The sequence below is a fragment of the Methylibium petroleiphilum PM1 genome, from assembly GCF_000015725.1.
Taxonomy (GTDB): domain Bacteria; phylum Pseudomonadota; class Gammaproteobacteria; order Burkholderiales; family Burkholderiaceae_C; genus Methylibium; species Methylibium petroleiphilum.
In genome coordinates, this window is record NC_008825.1 from 441137 (window position 1) to 460452 (window position 19316).

Below are 19316 nucleotides of genomic sequence, written 5' to 3' on the forward strand. Positions count from 1 at the left end.
GTCCGCCATCGGAGTCCGTGACCATGCAACTCATTGGCATGCTCGATTCGCCCTACGTCCGCCGCGTCGCGGTGTCGCTGCAGCTGCTGGGGCTGCCGTTCGAGCACCGCTCGATCTCGGTGTTCCGGGGCTTCGACACGTTTCGCCAGATCAGCCCGGTGGTCAAGGCGCCGTCGCTGGTGTGCGATGACGGCAGCGTGCTGCTCGACTCGAACCTGATCCTCGAACACGCCGAGACGCTGGCGGCGGCCCTGCCCGCGGCGCGGCGCCGCAGCCTGATGCCGGCCGACCCGGCCGCGCGGCTGCGCACGCTGAGCCTGCTGGGCCTGGCGCTCGCTGCCTGCGAGAAGAGCGTGCAGATCGTCTACGAGAACCTGCGCCCGGCCGACAAGGTGCATGCGCCGTGGTTCGACCGCGTCAGCGGCCAGCTGCGCGTGGCCTACGGCGAACTGGAGGCTGCGCTGGCGCAGCGGCCGCTGGCGGTGGACAGCGACCACATCGACCAGGCCGGCGTCTCCATCGCGGTTGCCTGGCGCTTCACGCAGGCGCTGATCCCCGAGATGGTGGACGCCGCGGCACATCCGCGGCTCGCCGCGCATGCGGCGCAGGCCGAGGCGCTGCCGGCCTTCCGTGCCGCGCCCCACGGCGAGGGCAGCTACCCGGCCGCGACCGTGTAGCGCCGGCCGGCGCATCGCCGTCTCATCTCGCGTGTGACGGCGGTGCGCTAGATGTCGGGGCCACGCGCGAACTCGTCGTAGGCGGCCACCGCATGGGCCGCATACATCAGCGACGGTCCGCCGCCCATGTAGACGGCGACGCCCAGCGCTTCATCCAGCTCCTGCCGCGACGCGCCGAGCTTCGCCAACGCCTGCATGTGAAACCCGATGCACGGGTCGCAGCGCGCGGCCACGCTCAGTGCCACCGCGATCAGCTCCTTGGTCTTCTTGTCCAGCGCGCCATCGGCCATCGCTGCGCGGCCCAGCTCGCCGAAACCCTTCATCACGTCGGGGACGCCCGTGCGCAGGGTGGCGAGCCGAGCGGAAATATCCAGCGTCAGCTCTCGGTACGGGGCGGGAGGGCGGTTGTCGGTGCGGTCGGCCATGGCAGTGCGTGCCTGTCGCTCACTTGCCGCTGCGCGTGGCGCAGGTGTTCAGCCCGAACGGCAGGTAGGCGGGGCAGAAGCGGAACAGACCGGTGGCGATCGGCACCACGCCGAGCCAGCCCCAGGGACCGATGACGCCTGCCACGGTGGCGGCGATCAGTGCGGCGCCGACGACGATGCGCACGCTGCGGTCGAGGGTTCCGACGTTGGGGTTCATGGCGTTTCTCCTGGAGTGAAGCCGGCCTCATCATCTCGCCGTGCGGCGGGTGCGGCGCTGACGTGGATCAAGACTGCGGTTCGAACAGGAAAAGGGATTGACTTCGTTCGACCGCCGCCGCTAGCGTGCCGCTGTCGATTTCGAGCGACGCCTCGGGGATGCACGCATGTCGATGACCATCGCACCGCCTTCTCTCGATGCCCTGGCTCGGCAGATCCAGACCGCACAGGACGCGACCCGGCAGATCGAGCCCTTCACGTCGCAGCTCGACGGCTTCGACGTGCCGGCCGCGTACGCGGTGGCGCAGCTCGTGCACGAGGCACGGCTGCGGGAAGGCGCGCGCGCGATCGGTCGCAAGATCGGCTTCACCAACCCGGACATGTGGTCGCTGTACGGCGTGCGCGACCCGGTATGGGCCCACGTCTACGACCGGACCGTGGTGCGCGTGGCGGGCGGACGGCACGTGTGCCGGCTGGCGCCGTTCACCGAGCCGAAGATCGAGCCCGAGATCGTGCTGCACTTCCATCGCGCGCCGCCGGCGGGTGCCGACGCGGCCGCACTGCTGGACTGCATCGACTGGGTGGCGCATGCGTTCGAGATCGTGCAGTCGCATTTCCCGGGCTGGAAATTCCGCGCTGCCGATACGGTGGCCGACGCCGCGCTGCACGGCGCGCTGCTGGTCGGCGAGCCGCAGCCGGTGGCTCGCCTGCAGCCAGGCCTGCGCTCGGCGTTGGCGGCCTTTTCCTTGGAGCTGGTGTGCGACGGCGCGGTGCGCGAGGTGGGCGTGGGCGCCAACGTGCTGGGCAGCCCGCTGGCCGCGCTGGCGCACCTGGCCGGCGTGCTGTCGCGTCAGCCGCAGGCGCTGCCGCTGCAGGCCGGCGAACTGGTGACCACCGGCACGCTCACCACCGCGCAGCCGGTGCGTGCGGGGCAGACCTGGCACACGGTGCTGCGTGGCATCGATCTGCCGGGGCTGGCGGTCGAGTTCGTCGACTGACGTGCCCGCGGCGCGGTGCGGCGCCGCGGGGTTCTCGGCGGCTCCTCAGCCCAGCGGCGGATTGGCCGGCATGCGGGCCCGGCTCGGATCCTGCGCCACCCAGGGCTGGGCGTGGTCGCACCAGATCTCCATCTGAGGCTGCAGCGCCGACGTGTCGTCGAGCGTGCCGGCCTTCAGGAAGGTGAGGGCAGGTGCAGCCGCCACTTCGGAGACGATCGCCGAGCCGCAGTTCGGGCAGAACTTGCGATCCACCGGCAGGCCGCTCTCGCCGGTGTCGCGGTAGGTGGACACCGGGCCGCCTTCGATCACCAGGCTCTCGCGCGGCAGGCCCAGCACGATGGAGAACGAGGTGCCCGACTGCTTCTGGCAGTGCTTGCAGTGGCACACGGCGGTGAACACCGGTTGTGCCGAGCCGTGATAGCGAACCTTGCCGCACAGGCAGCCGCCGACGATTTCCATGGGAAAGTCTCCTTCAGATCCGGGCATCGGACGTGCCCGCTGGGACGACGCTAGCACCGCGGGTGGCGACGCGCCAGCGGGCGGTTGCGGGTGTTCCGGCGCATGACAGTCGGATCGGCGCAAGACGGCGGTGCGGTCGCGCCGTGACGGCCTGGAAATCGGCTACAAAGCGGTGGGAGCCAGTGGGGACTGGAGCGAGGGCGGTCGATGATTCGAACAGTTGGCGGCGGCGCCATGGCGCTGGCGCATCGCGCGTCGGGACTGCGGCGGTGGCTCGCGCCGTGTCTGGCTTTCGTCCTGATGGGCGGAGCGCTCGCCAGCGCGTGGGCGCAACCGACCCTGCCGGTGCCCGCCACTTTCGCCGGCGTCCTGCCCTGTGCCGACTGCGCCGGCGTGGCGCAGACGCTCACGCTGCGTGCGGACGGCCTGTACCGCCTGCGCCGCACCTACCTGGGCAAGCCGGAAGGGCCGTTCTCCGAACTTGGACACTGGAAGCTGAACGCCGCCGGCACGCTGCTGATGCTGCGCGGCGAGACGGACACGCTGCTGTTCGCGGTGATGCCCTCGGGCGCCGAGGACGAGGGCGGGCTGCGCCTGCTCGACCGCCGCGGCCAGCCCATCGAGTCGGACGCCAACCTGGCCCTGCGCCGCACGGCGGCGCTCGACCCGGTGGCGTTCACCGACTGCGACGGCGGCGTGCGAGAGCGCGTCGCCGACGATGGGCCGGGCAGCGCCGACGCCCCACCTGGCGTGGCCTGCGGGGCGCCGCAGGTGCCGGCGCACGATGCCCCGGAGCCTCAGCCCAGGCACTGACCACGCAACCGGAGGATCCCATGGACATCGACGCATTGCAGACCTTCCTCGGCACCACCGTGACTGCGGTGATCCTCAAGATCCTGGCCGCGCTCGCGTTCTGGCTCGTCGGCCGCTGGCTGATCGGCCGGGTGATCGCGCTGGTGCAGGCGGCCATGAGCCGCAACCACGTCGACCCCACCCTGACCAAGTACCTGGGCTCGATCATCGCCGTCGCGCTGAACATCGCGCTGGTGCTCGGCATCCTGGGCTACTTCGGGATCGAGACCACCTCCTTTGCGGCGATGCTGGCCGGCGCCGGCGTGGCGATCGGTGCGGCGTGGAGCGGGCTGCTCGGCAACTTCGCGGCCGGCGCCTTCATGCTGATCCTGCGGCCCTTCAAGGTGGGCGACTTCGTCAGCGTGGGCGGCGTGGTGGGTACGGTGCGAGAGCTCGGCCTGTTCGGGACCACGATCGTCACGCCCGACAACGTGATGACGATCGTGGGCAACGGCAAGATCTTCGGCGACACGATCCAGAACTTCTCCGTGCTGCCGGTGCGGCGCGTCGAGCGGGTGGCGCAGCTGGCCCACGGCGTGGATCCGCTCGATGCGATCGCGCGCCTGAAGGCCGCGGTGGCGCAGATCCCGAACATCTCCAAGGACATGCCGCCCGAGGTCAACCTGCTCGACTTCAAGCTCGAAGGACCGCAGATCGCGGTGCGCCCCTACGCCCACACCGACCACTACTGGCAGGTCTACTTCGACACCAACGAGGCGATCGTGCGGGTGTGCCAGGAGGCCGGCTGGCCGGTCCCGTCGGCGCTGCACCAGATCGTGAAGCCGGCGTGAGCCGCGGCGCACTGTCGGCCCCGGCACATCCCTTTTCACGCTGAGCCGTCCGCGTGGCCGCGCTGCTCGAAGTCCTGGCATCGATCCCGGCCGCGGTGTGGTCGGGCCTGCTCGGGGCGCTGCTGGCCTTGAGCGGCGTGCTGCTGTCCAACCGCGGCAACACCCAGCGGCTGAAGGTGCAACTGGCACACGACGCCGCCGAGAAGGCGAAGGAACGCACCGCCACGCTGCGCCGCGAGACCTGCCTGCGCACCGTGGAGTCGCTGGCCAACGTGAGCGCCTTTCTCGGCGGCCTGCCCCAGGCGGATCTGGCCAAGGCGAACGCCACCGAAGCCCTGCAGGGCTTTCTCGCCGCGGCGGCCCGCCTGCAACTGGTGGGCGAGCCGAAGACCGCGTTGCTGGTCAGCGAACTGGCCGCGGCCTACGGCGAGTTGCTGTTGCGCCTGATGGTCGACCTGCAGCCGATGCAGCTGCTGCGTGCCGAGATCGCGGCGTGCGATGCGTTCCACGACAAGGCGCAGGCCGAGATCAACCGACTGCTGGGCGAGATGTCGAAGCTCGACGAGACGGCGCAACCCCATCCCGCGGTCTTTCAGGCCTTGAGCCGCACGCTCGACTTCCATCGCGGTCGCGCCGCCGAGCTGAACGCCGAGCGCATCCGACACGGCCTGCGCTTCGCCGAGCTCCAGGCCGTCTTCATTCGCCATCTGTTCGCCGAGATGAAGCACATCGGCGCGCAGCAGATCCCGGTGCTGGTGGAGATCCGCCGCGACCTGGGCCTGGGAGGCGACCTGACGGCATACCGATCGCAACTCGAGGCCCAGCACCAGCGCGTCGCCGAGCAGCTGGACCGCACGCTGGCCGCACTGCAGGCGGCCGCGCCGCCGGGGGCCGCTGCCTGAGCGGAAGAACGCCCGCGCGTCTCAGTCGACGAAGAAGTCCAGCACGAAGTCCTTCGTGCCGGGCGTGACGCTGTACTTCTCCAGGTCGGTGATGCCGTGCTGCGCGAGCAGCGTGTCGTCGATGAAGAAGTTGCCGGTCACCGTCTTCGCGTCGCGGGTCAGCACCAGCCAGGCGGCGTCGGCCAGGATCTCCGGCGTGCGGCAGCGGGCGATGTCGATGCCGGGGATCATCTGCAGCGCCGCGGTGGCGATGGCAGTGCGCGGCCACAGGCTGTTGACGGCGATGCCATGGCTCCTGAACTCGGCTGCGTGACCCAGCGTGCATTCGCTCATGCCGTACTTCGCCATCGTGTATGCCACGTGGTTCTTGAACCAGTGAGGCTTCATCGACAGCGGGGGGCTCATGTTCAGCACGTGCGGGTTGCGGCCGGCCGCGGCGCTCTTTAGCAGCTCCGGCAGGCAGGCCTGGGTGCACAGGTAGGTGCCGCGCACGTTGACGCCGAACATCAGGTCGAAGCGCTTCATCGGCGTCATCGGCGTCGGCGTGAGGCTGATCGCGCTGGCGTTGTTGACCAGGATGTCGATGCCGCCGAAGCGCTCGACGGTCTGCGCCACCGCGGCCAGCACGCTGGCCTCGTCACGGATGTCGCCGGCGATCGCCAGTGCCTGGCCGCCCGCGGCCTCGATTTCCGCCGCCGCGCTGTAGATGGTGCCCGGCAGCTTGGGGTTGGCCTCGGTGGTCTTGGCCACGATCGCGATGCGCGCACCGTCGGCCGCGGCGCGCTTCGCGATCGCCAGGCCGATGCCGCGGCTGGCGCCGGTGATGAACAGGGTCTTGTCGCGCAGGGTCGTCGTCATGGCAGCATCCTCGAGGCAGGGCAGGCAGGGGCGGGAGTGCGTGGGCTCAGACCTTGCTGAAGTCCGGCTTGCGCTTGTCCATGAAGGCCGAGAACGCCTCGCGTGCCGCCGGCCCGCGCAGCAGCGGACCGAACACCTCGCCTTCGGCGGCCATCGCCGTGGCCACCGCGTCGGCCGATGCGGCCTTCATCAGGCGCTTGGTCGCGACCAGCGCGCTCTGCGGCTTGTCGGCCAGCCGGCGCGCCTGCGCCTGCGCGAAGCTGTTCACCTCGCCGGGCGGCAGGATGCGGTTCACCAACCCCCACTCCGCCGCCTGCTCGGCGCCGAAGGGCTCGCCGAGCAGCAGCGCCTCGGCGGCGCGCACATGGCCGAGGCGCGCCGGCAGCAGCAGGCTCGACGCCGCCTCGGGGCACAGGCCCAGGTTCACGAAGGGCAGGCTGAACTTCGCGTTGTCGCCGGCGTAGACCAGGTCGCAATGCAGCAGCAGCGTGGTGCCGATGCCGACCGCTGCGCCGCAGACGCCGGCCACCAGCGGCTTCGGGAAGCTGCGCAGGCCGTGCAGGAAGCGCCACACCGGCGCATCGGCGCTGGCCGGCGGATCGTTCAGGAAGTCGGCGAGGTCGTTGCCGGCGCTGAAGATCAGCTCGTGGCCCTGGATCACCACGGCGCGCACCGCGGCGTCGTCGCGGGCCGCGGCCAGTGCGTCGGCGAGCGCCGCGTACATCGCTGCGGTGATCGAGTTCTTCTTGTCGAGGCGGTTGAAGGTCAGCGTCAGCACGCCGGCTTCGGCGTGGCTCAGGAGGTCGTCGTGGCTCATGTCGGGGCTCCGAGGGGTTGTGCGAGGGCGAGGGGTGTCGATCCGGTGCGGCGCCTCAGGCGAGCCGGGTTTCCTCGAACTGCTGCCAGTGTGCGGCCAGGTGCATCTGGTGGGCGCGGGCGTAGGCCGGCTTGTCGAGCACACCGTAGGCGAAGTGCGGCGCCAGCGTGCCATCGTGCGCCTCGAACGCATCCATCGCGCGCAACAGGCGGAGCGCCGCGGCGTCGGGCGGCAACGCCGCATCGAGCGGCGCAGCACCGGGGAGGGGCTCGTCGAGCGGGTGCGTCATCCGGCCGCGCGCTTCGAACACCGCATGCGCCGCGGCGCCGACGGTGTGCGTGAACCAGGCCGGCTTCAGGCGTGGATAGCCGGCCAGCGAGCCCTCGACGCTCTGCGCGAGGTGCTGCAGGGCCTGGCTCAGCGACCAGTGGCCGTTGCTGCGCCAGCGTGAACCCGGCTGCGCCAGCGCGAAGACCGCGTTGCGTGCTTCGGCCCAGGTCGCGAAGCGCTCGATGCGGCCGGGCGCGCAGCCGGCCAACCCGCCGGTCGCGAGGCTTGCGAGGCCGGCCACCAGGACGCGCCGGCGTGGCAGGACGCCCGAGGTCAGGGGAATCGCGTTCACCGCGCGTCAGACGCGTTCAAGGATGCCCGCCGCCCCCTGGCCCATGCCGACGCACATCGTCACCATGCCGTACTTCAGGTTGTGGCGTTGCAGCGCGTGCACGACGGTGGCCGAGCGGATGGCGCCGGTGGCGCCCAGCGGGTGGCCGAGGGCGATGGCGCCGCCCATCGGGTTGACCTTGGCCGGGTCGAGCCCGACGCTTCCGATGACCGCCAGCGCCTGGGCCGCGAAGGCCTCGTTCAGCTCGATCCAGCCCAGGTCGTCGAGCTTCAGCCCGGCGTGCTTCAACGCCAGCGGGATCGCCTCGATCGGACCGATGCCCATGATCTCGGGCGGCACGCCGCGGATCGCATAGCTGACGAAGCGGGCCAGCGGCTTCAGGTCGAACTGCCGCACCGCCTTCTCGCTGGCGAGGATCAGCGCGCCGGCGCCGTCGCTGGTCTGCGAGCTGTTGCCCGCGGTCACCGACCCCTTGGCGGCGAACACCGGGCGCAGCCGGGCCAGGCCTTCCAGCGAGGTGTCGGGGCGCGGGCCTTCGTCGAGGGTGACCGTACGGGTCTTGCTGCCGACCTCGCCGGTGGCCAGATTCGGAAAGCGGTCGACCACGTCGATGGGCGTCATCTCGTCGGTGAACTCGCCGGCCGCCTGGGCCGCGAGCGCCCGCTGGTGCGACTGCAGCGCGAAGGCGTCCTGCGCCTCGCGGCTCACCTTCCACTGCGCCGCGACCTTCTCGGCGGTGAGGCCCATGCCGTAGGCGATGCCCACGTTCTCGTCCTTCTCGAACACGGCGGGGTTGAACGAGGGCTTGTTGCCGCCCATCGGCACCAGGCTCATCGACTCGGCGCCGCCGGCGATCATCACGTCGGCCTCGCCGATGCGGATGCGGTCGGCGGCCATCTGCAGCGCGGTCAGGCCCGAGGCGCAGAAGCGGTTGACCGTGACGCCGCCCACCGACTGCGGCAGGCCGGCCAGCAGCATCGCGGCGCGCGCGATGTTCATGCCCTGCTCGCCCTCGGGGAAGGAGCAGCCGACGATGGCGTCCTCGATCGCCTTCGGGTCGAGCGTGGGCACCTGCCGCAGCGCACTCTGCACCGCCGCGACCAGCAGATCGTCGGGCCGCGTGTTGCGGAAGTAGCCCCGCCCGGACTTGCCGATCGGGGTGCGGGTGGCGGCGACGATGTAGGCGTCTTGAACTTGCTTAGCCATTTGAAGACTCCTTGATGTTCACTCGCTCTCCCGCGGGCGGAAGAGAGTCGGGGTGATGTCCTGCCCCCTATCCCGCAAGCGGGAGAGGGAGTCCGTTGGTGCCGGCTCGCGGGTCATGCGCGTCTCGTCGAGGATCAGTTCCGGACCGGCTTGCCGGTCTGCAGCATGCCCATGATCCGTTCCTGGGACTTGGGGTGCTCCAGCAGCGAGCAGAAGTGCCTGCGCTCCAGCGCCATCAGGTACTCCTCGGTGACCAGCGATCCGGCGTCGACCTCGCCGCCGCACACCACGTCGGCGATCAGCGCGCTGATGTGGAAGTCGTGGGAGCTGATGAAGCCGCCGTCGCGCATGTTGGCGAGCTGGCCCTTGATGGTGGCGATGCCGCTGCGGCCGGCCACCGGGAACAGCCGCTTCACCGGCGCGCGGTAGCCCGACGCGAACAGCGCCTTGGCTTGCTGGGTCGCCACGTAGAGCAGCTCGTCCTTGTGCGGCACGATGACGTCGCCGTCGACCAGGTAGCCGAGCTTGCGGCTCTCGATCGCGCTGGTGCCCACCTTGGCCATCGCAGCGCTGGTGAAGCCGTCGGTCACGAACTTCAGGAGGTCGGCGTTGGCATTGCCGGCGTTCGCCATCTCGGCCGCGCGCCGCGCGATGTAGGTCAGCCCGCCGGCGCCGGGGATCAGGCCCACGCCCACTTCCACCAGGCCGATGTAGCTCTCCATCGCCGCCACGCGCCGCGCGCTGTGGAGGGCCAGCTCGCAGCCGCCGCCCAGCGCCAGGCCGCGCACCGCGGCGACCACCGGCACGCCGGCGTAGCGGATGCGCAGCATCGCGTCCTGCAGCTTCTTTTCCTCCGGCGCGATGCCCTTGGCGCCGCTCTTCATGAACACCGGCATCAGCGCCTCGAGGTTGGCGCCGGCCGAGAACACGTCGTCGGGCGACCAGATCACCAGGCCCTGGAACGTCTCCTCGGCGATCTCGACCGCCTTCAGCAGCCCTTCGGTCACCGTCGGGCTGATCAGGTGCAGCTTGGCAGTGATCGATGCAATGAGCACCTCGCCGTCGAGCGTCCAGACGCGGATCTCGTCGTTGCGGTACAGCTCGGTGCCGCTCTTCAGCGCATCGACCGCACCGCTGCCCAGCACGCTCTCGGGGAAGGGCTGGCGCTGGTAGGCCGGCAGCTCGCTGCGCGGCACGAAGGCCTGGCGCGACGGCGACCACGAGCCCTCGGGCGTGTGCACGCCGCCGCGCTCGGCGACCGGGCCGTCGAACACCCAGGCCGGCAGCGGCGCCTTCGCCAGCGCCTTGCCGGCGTCGATGTCGTCCCTGACCCAGCCCGCCACCTGCAGCCAGCCGGCGGCCTGCCACAGCTCGAACGGGCCCTGCTGCATGCCGAAGCCCCAGCGCATCGCGAAGTCGACGTCGCGCGCGTTGTCGGCGATGTCCTCCAGATGCACCGCCGCGTAGTGGAAGGCGTCGCGCAGGATCGCCCACAGAAACTGCGCCTGCGGGTTGCTGCTCTCGCGCAGCAGCTTCAGGCGCTCGGCCGGCGGCTTCTTCAGCATGCGGGCGACGATCTCGTCGGCCTTGCCTCCGCCGGGCACGTAATCCTGCTTGGCAGGGTCGAGCCGCAGGATGTCCTTGCCGACCTTCTTGTAGAAGCCGGCGCCGACCTTCTGGCCCAGCGCGCCCTTGGCGATCAGTGCCGACAGCACCGGCGGCGTCGCGTAGCTCGGGTAGAACGGGTCATCGGCCAGGTTGTCCTGCAGCGTCTTGATGACGTGCGCCATGGTGTCCAGGCCCACCACGTCGGCGGTGCGGAAGGTGCCGCTGCTGGCGCGGCCGAGCTTCTTGCCGGTGAGGTCGTCCACCACGTCGACGCTGAGGCCGAAGGTCTCGGCCTCCTTGATCGTCGCCAGCATGCCGGCGATGCCCACGCGGTTGGCGATGAAGTTCGGCGTGTCCTTCGCGCGTACCACGCTCTTGCCGAGGAAGGTGGTGACGAAGCTCTCCAGCTCGTCGAGCACGCGATCGTCGGTGGTCGGCGTGTCGATCAGTTCCACCAGCGCCATGTAGCGCGGCGGGTTGAAGAAATGGATCCCGCAGAAGCGCGGCTTGATGGATTCGGGCAGCGCCGCCGACAGCCGGGTGATCGACAGGCCCGACGTGTTGGACGCCAGGATCGTGCGCGGCGCCACGTGGGGCGCGATCTTCGTGTACAGGTCGAGCTTCCAGTCCATGCGCTCGGCGATCGCCTCAATCACCAGGTCGCACTCGCCGAGCAGCGCCAGGTGCTCCTCGTAGTTGGCGGCGCCGATCAGCGCGGCGTCCTCGGGCACGCCGAGCGGCGCCGGCTTGAGCTTCTTCAGGTTCTCGATGGCCTTCAGGACGATGCCGTTCTTCGGCCCTTCCTTGGCCGGCAGGTCGAACAGCACGACCGGCACCTTCACGTTGACGAGGTGGGCCGCGATCTGCGCGCCCATCACGCCGGCGCCGAGCACGGCGACCTTGCGGACTTGGAATCGACTCATTTCGGTGTTCTCCAGGGATTCATTCGGGGCGTGCGCCAGCGTCACTCGACGCGCGTCCAGGTCTGCGTGCGGCCGAGCAGCGGTGCGCCGATGTAGCCGCGCACCTCGAGCTTCTGTCCGCCGTCGACCGGCTTCACGCGCAGCTTGTAGGTCTTGCCGTTGTTCGGGTCGAGGATCTCGCCGCCGTCCCACAGCGCCGCGTCGCCGGCGTTCTGCTTGATGTTGCGGAGGATCGTCATGCCCAGCACCGGCTGGTCCTTGCGCTCGTCGCTGCACTTGTCGCACCTGGCGTCCTGGCGGGCCGGGTCGAGCAGCTTCTCGACCTTGCCGGTGTACACGCCGCCGGCCTCGGAGATGCGCACCAGCGACTTCTCCTTGCCGGTGTCGTCGTCGACGGTCTTCCACAGGCCGGCCGGCGTGGCCTGGGCCTGGACGGCCAGGGCGGCAAGCGACAGCAGACAGGCGGTGATCACGTGTTTCATCATCGTCTCCTCGTGTTTCAGAACAGCGCCTCGTCCATCGCGAGCAGCGGCTGGACGCCGCTGCGGGCGGTGCGGATCAGGCTCGCGGTCTCGGGCAGCAGCTTGGCGAAATAGAAGCGCGCGGTGGCGAGCTTGGCGGTGTAGAACGGGTCACCGGTGCCCTGCTTCTCCAGCGCGACCTTGGCCGAGCGCGCGAAGAAGTAGGCGAACACCAGATGGCCGACGACGCGCAGGTAGTCGACTGCGGCGCCACCCACCTCGTCGGCGTTGCCGAAGGCCTTCATGCCGAGTTCGCTGGTCAGCTTGGTGACCTTGTCGCCCAGGTCGGCGAGGGGGTTCACGAACTCCTGCATCGCCTCGACCACGCCTTCCTCCTCGACGAAGTCGACGATCAGCTGGCCGAACTTCTTCAGCTTCGCGCCGTTGTCGGCCAGCACCTTGCGGCCCAGCAGGTCGAGCGACTGGATGGTATTGGTGCCCTCGTAGATCATGTTGATGCGGGCATCGCGCACGTACTGTTCCATGCCCCATTCCCGGATGTAGCCGTGACCACCGTAGACCTGCAGGCAATGCGAGGTGGCGAGCCAGGCGTTGTCGGTCAGGAAGGCCTTGACGATGGGCGTCAGCAGTGCCACCTGGTCGGCCGCGTCCCGGCGAACCGCCTCGTCGGGGTGCGAAAGCTCGCGGTCGATCAGCAGCGCGCAGTACAGCGACAGCGCGCGGCCGCCCTCGGCATAGGCGCGTGCCGTCAGCAGCATCTTGCGCACGTCGGGGTGCACGATGATCGGGTCGGCCGGCTTGTCGGGCGCCTTGGGGCCCGACAGGCTGCGCATCTGGATGCGGTCCTTCGCGTAGGCCACCGCGTTCTGGTAGGCCACCTCGGTGAGGCCCAGCGACTGCATGCCCACGCCGAGACGGGCCGCGTTCATCATCACGAACATCGCGGCCAGGCCCTTGTGCGGCTCGCCGACCAGCGTGCCCACGGCGCCGTCCAGGCTGATCTGCGCGGTCGCGTTGCCGTGGATGCCCATCTTGTGCTCGAGGCCGGTGCACCAGATCGGGTTGCGCGCGCCGAGCGAGCCGTCGGGTTGCACCAGGAATTTCGGCACCACGAACAGCGAGATGCCCTTGCTGCCCTGCGGCGCGTCGGGCAGGCGGGCGAGCACCAGGTGGACGATGTTCTCGGCCAGGTCGTGCTCGCCGGAACTGATGAAGATCTTGCTGCCGGTGATCCTGTAGCTGCCGTCGGCCTGCGGCTCGGCCTTGCTGCGCAGCAGGCCGAGGTCGGTGCCGCAGTGCGGCTCGGTCAGGCACATCGTGCCGGTCCAGTGGCCGCTGGTCAGCTTGGGCAGGTAGGTGCGCTTCTGCTCGTCGGTGCCGTGCGTGTGCAGCGCCTCGTAGGCGCCGTGCGTCAGGCCGGGGTACATGGTCCAGGCCTGGTTGGCACTGTTGAGCATCTCGTACAGGCACTGATTCAGCACGATCGGCAGGCCCTGGCCGCCGTAGGCCGGGTCGCAGCTCAGCGCCGGCCAGCCGCCCTCGACGTATTGCGCATAGGCGGCCTTGAATCCCTTCGGGGCGGTGACCTCGTGGGTGGTCTTGTCGAGCGTGCAGCCCTGCTCGTCGCCGCTGGCGTTGAGCGGGAAGGTCACCTCGGCGGCGAACTTGCCGCCTTCCTCGAGCACGGCGTTGAGCGTGTCGGCGTCGATCTCGGCGTGCGGCGGCATGGCCTTCAGTGCATCGGTCACGCCCAGCAGTTCGTGCATCACGAACTGCATGTCGCGGATCGGGGGGGTGTAGGTGGCCATCGGTTGCTCCGGAGAGGGATAGAACGAAGAGGAGGGACGAGACCCGAAGGCCCTCAGCGGGCCGGCATCGGCGGCGCGGTCGCGGTCAGGTGGTCGGCGAGGATGCGTTCGAAGCCGCGACCGGCACGCTCGACGGCGCCCGGGTTGCGCATGAAGCGCGCATCGTGGTGCAGCGCGAGGATCAGCCCGTGGATCTCGAACAGCAGTTGCGCGGGGTCGGTGTCGGGTCGCAGGTGGCCCGCGTCGATCGCGAGGCGGATCGCGCGCTGCAGGGCCTGGTGCCAGGTGCGCACCATGGCCACCAGGGCGTCGCGCACCGGGCCGGGCCGGTCGTCGAACTCGACCGCACCGCTGATGTAGATGCAGCCGGAGTCGACCTCGACCGACACCCGCTTGACCCAGCGCTGGAACAGGCTGCGCAGCCGTGGCAGGCCGCGCGGCTCGTCCATCGAGGGCACGAAGATCTCCTCCTCGAACCGCGTGTGGTACTCGCGGATCACCGAGATCTGCAGTTCCTCGCGCGAGCCGAAATGGGCGAACACGCCCGATTTGCTCATGTGCGTGACTTCGGCCAGCGCGCCGATGGACAAGCCCTCCAGGCCGATCTGCGAAGACAGGCCGAGCGCCGCCTCGAGGATCGTCGCGCGGGTCTGCTGGCCCTTGTGCTGGCCGCGCGGCTGGGCGCGGACGGTGCGGCTCGCGGGGGTGTCGGGGTCGAGCGTCGGGTCGGCCAAGCGGGTCTCCGATGAAAATCGAACGATCGTTCTATTTTGCAGAAAACCCTGCCCTCGGTGTGAGGGGATGAGGCCCTTCTGTAGGGCCGTGCGCCTAACGCACCCTGGGGTTTTCCTGGGGGCGAAGCCAGACGCCGAGCGTTCAGTCCTCGTCGAACGGCGTCAGCCAGGACGGCGCTTCGGTGTCCTTGGCGCGCTGCTCGAGCGGCGCGCGCAGGGCGCCGGCTTCTTCGATGAAGCGCCGGGGATCGACCGTGGGCGCCAGCCGCAGGGCCGGCGGGCCCAGCATGCTCAGGTAGAGCGGCGCGAACCAGCGGTCGCTGCGCTGGTGGTTCAGCGCCAGCTTCAGGCCGGCGCCGACGACGAACATCGTGGCGAAGCCCACCGCCAGCATCTGGCGGCGCGTCGGCAGGATCAGGCTCAGGTGGCCCCACACCAGGCCGCAGCCAAGGGCCAGCGTGATCAGTTCGCCGCATCGAGCCAGACCTTCCCAGGACAGTGCGAAGGCCGCCAGCGGCAGCAATGCATCGAGCAGCAGTGACACCAGCAGCACACCCAGCGCGAGCTGCAGGTGCGCCAGGTAATCGAAGTGGCGCGTGAAGAGCTTGGAGCCCAGCGCCCACAGGAAGCACCACACGCCCAGCATCACCGGCGTGCCGACCAGCACCGGCAGGTAGCTGCTGAACGGGTCGCCGGGATCGGTCTGCAGCCAGTGCTCGGCCAGCACCCAGGCCAGCAGCAGCACCAGCCCGATCACGAGGCGGCGCGCATGGACCGGCGGCGCAGCGGCCCACGGCAGCTCGGGCGCCAGGGTCTCACCGGCCAGGCGCACGCGCAGGCGCGTGCGGCCGATCTGCCATTCGCTGCCACCGACGAGCGTGCCGGTCTCGCCGGCCCGCAGCGTGCGGCCGCCCAGGCGCACGCCGTTCACGCTGTCGCCGACCTGCAGTCGGGGCACGCCGTCCGGGGCGTCCAGCAGCGCGTGGCGCGGCGCGGCATGCGGATCGTCGAGCACCACGTCGCAGTCCAGCGCGCGGCCGATCGAGACCGGCCACCGCAGCACCGGCACGCGGTGCGCCACGGCGCCGTCGCGGTCGAGCAGCTCGATCAGGCCGAGACGGCTCATGGCGCCGCCTTCACGCCGTAGCCCTGCAGGTAGTGCGAGGCCAGTTTCATCGCGTTGTCGAAACTGACGCCGCGGGCGTCGAGGCGGCCCTGCGCGCCGACGCGGGCCTGGTCGAGTGTGGCGACCAGCACGCTGACGTCGTAGAGTCCGGCGAGGCGCTTGTAGGCCGACAGGCACAGCACTGCGCGCAGCGGCAGGCCGTCGCGGTCGACGAAGCGCTCGCTGCACTGCGGCGCGGTGAATTCCTTCGGGTTGCGGCGCCCGAAGCTCTCGTTGCGGAAGCTCGCGCTGTAGCGCTCGGTGAAGCGCAGCCAGCCGAGCTTGCGGCCGTCGTAGGCCTCGTGGCGCGCGCCCAGCGAGCCGGTGAGCAGGCTGCCGCTGACGAAGATCTGCGTGTCCATCTCGCAGTCGGAGCGCTCGAACTCCAGGCCCTTGGTGTCCGCCGGCGTGCTGCGGCCCCAGCAGCGCATGAAGTCTTCCTGTGGCACGGGGATCAGGTAGTGCGGGTGGCCGGCGCTGCGCCAGGGCTGCTGGACGAAGCGTTGCACCACGGCCTCCTGGTGCGCGAGCAGCTGCGCGGTGAGCTGCGGATAGACCGGCGCGGTGATCGGCGCCGCGCCGCGGGCCCGCTCCACCAGGGCCTGCGCGAACGGCGCCGGCACCAGGAAGCTCACCTGTTGGCCGTCGCGCCGTGTGGCGACGTTGACGCCGACCACGCGGCCGGCCTCGTCGAGCGCGGGCCCGCCGCTCATGCCGGAGTTGAGCGCGCCGCCGAAGAAGATGCTGGGGTAGAAGCTGCGCTCGACGAGCCCGTTGTAGTTGCCTTCCAGCACCGCGAAGCCGACGTCGAGCGGGTTGCCGAGCGAGTAGATGCGTTCGCCCTGGGCCAGTGCGTCGTTCGCGGCGCGGAAGGCGAGCGGCTCGCCCGCTGCGTCGACCACGCTGACGCCGCTCTTGCGAGACGGGCCGTTCGGCGGCAGCGCCTTCACGAGCGCCAGGTCGTGGATCGCGTCGAAGCCCAGCAGCTGCAGCGCGCCCTCGCGGCCGTCGACGCGGGTGTAGGTGAGCCGGTAGCGATCGGGCTGCAGCGCCACCTGGCTGACGACGTGGTAGTTGGTGACGATCAGGCCGTCGTCGCTGACGAAGAAACCCGAGCCGACCGAGGCCTGGCTGTCCTGCCCCTTCAGCAGCGTGCGCACCTGCAGCAGCTGGCCGCGCGCGCGCTCGTAGAGCCGCTGCGCGGACGGCGACACGGGCAGCGGCGCGGTGGCGACCGATGGCGCGCCGATCCCGGGCAGCGGGGCGGAGGAGGGAGCGGAGGCGGGGGCGGCGGTCTGCGCACCGATGGCGCCGCTCGCCAGCGCGAACAGCAGCCCGAGTGCACGCTGCCGCCAGGCTCGGGGTCGCGTCATGGCGCCGATTCTGGCAGGTGGCTGCGGCTTACCATGGCCCGGGTTCAGGGCGCGTGAGCGCAAGGAGGACGATCGATGCGGATTGCCGTGGTGGGCCTGGGGGCGGTCGGCGGTTTCCTTGCCGCGCGGCTGGTGCGCGGCGGCCATCGGGTCAGTGCGCTGGCGCGTGGTGCCGCGCTCGCGGCGGTGCGTGAACACGGCCTGCGGCTGGACGAGGGCGGGCGGGTCACCGCGCACCCGATCGACAGTGCCGACGATGCGGCGGCGCTCGGCCCGCAGGACCTGGTGATCGTGGCGGTCAAGTCGCCGGCGCTGGCGGCCGTGGCCGAAGGTCTGGCGCCACTGCTGGGCCCCGACACGCCGGTGCTCACCGCGATGAACGGCGTGCCCTGGTGGTTCCTGCAGACGCTGCCGGCCGGCCGCATCGATCCGCGGCTGGCGAGCGTCGATCCCGAGGGCCGCATCGCTGCCGCGCTGCCGCTGGCGCGCGTGCTCGGCGGCGTGGTGCACCTCACCTGCAGCCAGCCCGAACCGGGTCTCGTGCGCCACGGTTTCGGCGAGCGGCTGATCGTCGGCGAGCCGGCCGGCGGCGCCAGCGCGCGCGTCGCCGCGGTGGTGCAGGCCCTGCGCGACGGCGGCCTGGAGGTCGAGGCCACGCCGGACATCCGCCAGGCGATCTGGTTCAAGCTGTGGGGCAACATGACGACCAATCCGGTGTCGGCACTGACCGGCGCGACGGCGGACCGGATCTTCGACGATCCGCTGGTCAATGCCTTCTGCCTGCGCGCGATGGCCGAGGCGTCGGCCATCGGCGCGCGCATCGACTGCCCGATCGCGCAAAGCGGCGAGGAACGCCAGGCGGTGGGCCGCAAGCTCGGGGCCTTCAAGACCTCGATGCTGCAGGATGTGGAGGCCGGCCGCCCGATCGAGCTCGACGCGCTGGTCACCGCCGTCCACGAGATCGGCGCGAAGCTCGGCCTGCCCACGCCCAACATCGACGCGCTGCTCGGGCTCACCCGGCTGATGGCCGGCACGCGCGGTCTGCTGCCGGCGGCGACCGGTCGATGACTCGCGCATGACACGCCGGCGCGCGCGGCGCGCGGTGTCGCGCCGACCCCGCAGATCGACCCCCGGCCCGCTGCCGCTAGCGTTGCTCCGCTTGAGGCGGCGGGCCGCCGTGCTCTATGCTCCGTGTCAAGGAGTTTGTGCATGGACGTGCTGCAGCTCGACGTGTCGGGCCGACCTCAGGCTTGGATCACCGCCCGCGAGGCGGCGGTTCTCTACGCCAGCGATGGCGTCGCGTGGACGCTGGGCGACGCCTGCGTGGTGCTGCGTGGCGGCATCCAGCGCCGCACCGGCCTGCAGTCGCGCATCGAGGTGCACTCCATCATCGCCGTGCGCGGCAGCGTGCCCAGCCGCGCCTGGCGGCAGACGCCGGCGCTGTCGAACCCCAAGCTGTTCGTGCGCGACCGCTACATCTGCGCCTACTGCGGAGGCCAGTTCCATGCCGACGACCTGACCCGCGAGCACATCCAGCCCACCTCGCGCGGCGGGCTCGACAGCTGGATGAACTGCATCACCGCCTGCCGCAGCTGCAACGGTCACAAGGCCAACCGCACGCCGGAAGAGGCGCGCATGAGCCTGCTCTACCTCCCCTACGTGCCGAGCCTGCACGAGGACATGATCCTGCGCGGCCGCCGCATCCTGGTCGACCAGATGGAGTTCCTGCTGGCCAGCGTGCCGCGCTCCAGCCGCCTGCATGGTTGAGGTCGGGGTGAAATAATTCCGCCCGGGCGCCGCGCGCGGCTGAACCGCGGACGCGCGCCTCGACTCCAACCGCTCCGTGGCGTCAACGCCCCCGAGGGCGGCCTCGTTGTGCCGTGATCGCCCAGTGCGTGAAGGAAGCTCACATGAAGAACCTGTTGATCGCCGGCGTCGTGCTGGCCCTGGCCGCCTGCTCCACCACCAGTCCCGATGTGGTCCAGCGCGGCGACGCGCAGCGGCTGTCGACCGTGCAGGACGCGGTCGTCGTCAACGTGCGCGAGGTCACGGTCGACGGCAGCCAGTCGGGCATCGGCGGTGTGGCCGGCGGCGTGGCGGGTGGCGTGGCCGGCAGTTCGGTCGGCGGCCGCCGTGAAGCCGTGGTGGTGGGCGTTCTGGGCGCGGTGGCGGGCGCGGTGGTCGGCAATGCCACCGAGCGGCTCGCGACGCGCGAGCAGGCGCTGGAGATCATGGTGCAGCTGCGCAATGGCGAGCGGCGTGCCATCGTCCAGGCGCAGGGCAAGGAAAGCTTCCAGCCCGGCGACCAGGTGGTGCTGATCTCGACCGGCGGCACCACGCGCGTCGCGCGCGCGCAGTCGGTGCAGCCGCCGCCGGCACCGCAACCGCGCAGCTGATCGG

Annotated in this window: 21 protein-coding genes; 8 read left to right on the top strand and 13 right to left on the bottom strand. The window is 70.6% G+C overall.

The features are described 5' to 3' along the window. Positions 1-23: 23 nt before the first annotated feature. Positions 24-677 (top strand): glutathione S-transferase family protein, encoded by a 654-nt coding sequence (locus MPE_RS02020; protein WP_011828005.1) that lies wholly within the window; start codon positions 24-26, stop codon positions 675-677. A 47-nt stretch (positions 678-724) separates the two neighbouring features. Here the strand turns inward: MPE_RS02020 and MPE_RS02025 are convergent, their stop codons facing one another. Together MPE_RS02025 and MPE_RS02030 are read right to left on the bottom strand one after the other, a co-directional pair. Then, positions 725-1102, bottom strand: coding sequence for a carboxymuconolactone decarboxylase family protein (locus tag MPE_RS02025; protein WP_011828006.1), 378 nt, complete (start codon positions 1100-1102; stop codon positions 725-727). A gap of 19 nt (positions 1103-1121) precedes the next feature. Continuing rightward, positions 1122-1319: a YgaP family membrane protein gene (locus MPE_RS02030; protein ID WP_011828007.1), complete on the bottom strand. Its 198-nt coding sequence runs from the start codon at positions 1317-1319 to the stop codon at positions 1122-1124. Between the two features lie 166 nt (positions 1320-1485). On the opposite strand from MPE_RS02030, the gene MPE_RS02035 reads away from it, so the two are divergent. Then, on the top strand, positions 1486-2316 hold the full coding sequence (locus MPE_RS02035) for a 2-keto-4-pentenoate hydratase (RefSeq protein WP_011828008.1): 831 nt from the start codon (positions 1486-1488) through the stop codon (positions 2314-2316). A gap of 45 nt (positions 2317-2361) precedes the next feature. Here the strand turns inward: MPE_RS02035 and MPE_RS02040 are convergent, their stop codons facing one another. Then, positions 2362-2775 carry a GFA family protein gene (locus MPE_RS02040; RefSeq protein ID WP_011828009.1) on the bottom strand — a complete coding sequence of 138 codons (414 nt, stop codon included), beginning with the start codon at positions 2773-2775 and terminating at the stop codon, positions 2362-2364. Between the two features lie 207 nt (positions 2776-2982). Here MPE_RS02040 and MPE_RS22610 point away from each other — a divergent pair, with 207 nt between their 5' ends. Genes MPE_RS22610 through MPE_RS02055 form a run of 3 tightly spaced genes read left to right on the top strand, consistent with a single transcriptional unit; the run spans position 2983 to position 5320 of the window. Continuing rightward, entirely contained in the window at positions 2983-3588 is a 606-nt protein-coding gene (locus tag MPE_RS22610; RefSeq protein ID WP_083767922.1) for a copper resistance protein NlpE, read from the top strand. A gap of 20 nt (positions 3589-3608) precedes the next feature. Continuing rightward, positions 3609-4418 (top strand): mechanosensitive ion channel family protein, encoded by an 810-nt coding sequence (locus tag MPE_RS02050; protein ID WP_011828011.1) that lies wholly within the window; start codon positions 3609-3611, stop codon positions 4416-4418. Between the two features lie 53 nt (positions 4419-4471). After that, on the top strand, positions 4472-5320 hold the full coding sequence (locus MPE_RS02055) for a hypothetical protein (protein WP_011828012.1): 849 nt from the start codon (positions 4472-4474) through the stop codon (positions 5318-5320). A 21-nt stretch (positions 5321-5341) separates the two neighbouring features. On the opposite strand, the gene MPE_RS02060 is transcribed toward MPE_RS02055, so the two are convergent. From MPE_RS02060 to MPE_RS02105, 10 genes are all read right to left on the bottom strand, one after another. Then, positions 5342-6178 (bottom strand): SDR family oxidoreductase, encoded by an 837-nt coding sequence (locus MPE_RS02060; RefSeq protein WP_011828013.1) that lies wholly within the window; start codon positions 6176-6178, stop codon positions 5342-5344. 46 nt (positions 6179-6224) lie between these two features. After that, positions 6225-6995 carry an enoyl-CoA hydratase gene (locus MPE_RS02065; protein WP_011828014.1) on the bottom strand — a complete coding sequence of 257 codons (771 nt, stop codon included), beginning with the start codon at positions 6993-6995 and terminating at the stop codon, positions 6225-6227. A 55-nt stretch (positions 6996-7050) separates the two neighbouring features. Next, the gene (locus MPE_RS02070; protein WP_011828015.1) at positions 7051-7617 is read right to left on the bottom strand and encodes a DUF1569 domain-containing protein; all 567 of its coding nucleotides are present in this window, start codon (positions 7615-7617) and stop codon (positions 7051-7053) included. 6 nt (positions 7618-7623) lie between these two features. Then, on the bottom strand, positions 7624-8823 hold the full coding sequence (locus MPE_RS02075) for an acetyl-CoA C-acyltransferase (protein ID WP_011828016.1): 1200 nt from the start codon (positions 8821-8823) through the stop codon (positions 7624-7626). Positions 8824-8957: 134 nt separating this feature from the next. After that, on the bottom strand, positions 8958-11354 hold the full coding sequence (locus tag MPE_RS02080; RefSeq protein ID WP_011828017.1) for a 3-hydroxyacyl-CoA dehydrogenase/enoyl-CoA hydratase family protein: 2397 nt from the start codon (positions 11352-11354) through the stop codon (positions 8958-8960). A 41-nt stretch (positions 11355-11395) separates the two neighbouring features. Continuing rightward, the gene (locus tag MPE_RS02085; RefSeq protein ID WP_011828018.1) at positions 11396-11839 is read right to left on the bottom strand and encodes a DUF2147 domain-containing protein; all 444 of its coding nucleotides are present in this window, start codon (positions 11837-11839) and stop codon (positions 11396-11398) included. 14 nt (positions 11840-11853) lie between these two features. Beyond that, positions 11854-13644 (bottom strand): acyl-CoA dehydrogenase C-terminal domain-containing protein, encoded by a 1791-nt coding sequence (locus MPE_RS02090; protein WP_011828019.1) that lies wholly within the window; start codon positions 13642-13644, stop codon positions 11854-11856. A 53-nt stretch (positions 13645-13697) separates the two neighbouring features. Next, positions 13698-14378: a TetR/AcrR family transcriptional regulator gene (locus MPE_RS02095; protein ID WP_011828020.1), complete on the bottom strand. Its 681-nt coding sequence runs from the start codon at positions 14376-14378 to the stop codon at positions 13698-13700. 142 nt (positions 14379-14520) lie between these two features. Continuing rightward, positions 14521-15504 carry an FHA domain-containing protein gene (locus MPE_RS02100; RefSeq protein ID WP_011828021.1) on the bottom strand — a complete coding sequence of 328 codons (984 nt, stop codon included), beginning with the start codon at positions 15502-15504 and terminating at the stop codon, positions 14521-14523. Further along, positions 15501-16916, bottom strand: coding sequence for a S1C family serine protease (locus MPE_RS02105; RefSeq protein WP_011828022.1), 1416 nt, complete (start codon positions 16914-16916; stop codon positions 15501-15503). The genes MPE_RS02100 and MPE_RS02105 overlap by 4 nt, the downstream gene beginning before the upstream one ends. 75 nt (positions 16917-16991) lie before the next feature. Here MPE_RS02105 and MPE_RS02110 point away from each other — a divergent pair, with 75 nt between their 5' ends. The 3 genes from MPE_RS02110 (at position 16992) to MPE_RS02120 (ending at position 19312) form a co-directional block, all read left to right on the top strand. After that, positions 16992-17984, top strand: coding sequence for a 2-dehydropantoate 2-reductase (locus tag MPE_RS02110; RefSeq protein WP_041929498.1), 993 nt, complete (start codon positions 16992-16994; stop codon positions 17982-17984). 141 nt (positions 17985-18125) lie between these two features. Beyond that, the gene (locus tag MPE_RS02115; protein ID WP_011828023.1) at positions 18126-18683 is read left to right on the top strand and encodes an HNH endonuclease; all 558 of its coding nucleotides are present in this window, start codon (positions 18126-18128) and stop codon (positions 18681-18683) included. 143 nt (positions 18684-18826) lie between these two features. Then, positions 18827-19312 (top strand): glycine zipper 2TM domain-containing protein, encoded by a 486-nt coding sequence (locus MPE_RS02120; RefSeq protein WP_011828024.1) that lies wholly within the window; start codon positions 18827-18829, stop codon positions 19310-19312. Positions 19313-19316 lie beyond the last annotated feature (4 nt).